Origin of the sequence: Paraburkholderia sp. SIMBA_053 (genome assembly GCF_046534895.1) — a bacterium.
Lineage (GTDB): Bacteria > Pseudomonadota > Gammaproteobacteria > Burkholderiales > Burkholderiaceae > Paraburkholderia > Paraburkholderia caledonica.
The window spans coordinates 1-369 of sequence record NZ_JAWRXU010000207.1; the positions used below are offsets into that span (position 1 = coordinate 1).

Genomic DNA, 369 nt, shown 5'->3' on the forward strand with positions numbered 1-369 from the left:
CAGCTTCAGCCGGTGGTCGTCGACCCGGCATCGAACTGGCCGCTCTTCGCAGAAAAAGCGCGTCAACTGATCACGCAGGAAAAATGCGCGGTGGTGTTCGGCTGCTGGACTTCCGTGTCGCGCAAGTCGGTGCTGCCGGTCTTCGAGGAACTCAACGGCCTGCTGTTCTACCCCGTGCAGTACGAAGGCGAAGAGATGTCGCGCAACGTGTTCTACACGGGCGCCGCGCCGAACCAGCAGGCGATTCCCGCAACCGAATATCTGATGAGCGCGGAAGGCGGCGGCGCGAAGCGCTTCTTCCTGCTCGGCACCGACTATGTGTATCCGCGCACGACGAACAAGATCCTGCGCGCGTTCCTGAAGTCGAAG

The 369-nt window shown here is 61.8% G+C and carries 1 protein-coding gene; it reads left to right on the forward strand.

What is annotated here, in order from left to right; translation table 11 throughout:
* Positions 1-369 (forward strand): transporter substrate-binding protein (locus SB753_RS35290; protein WP_410804703.1); only part of this gene is annotated, 369 nt, incomplete at both ends.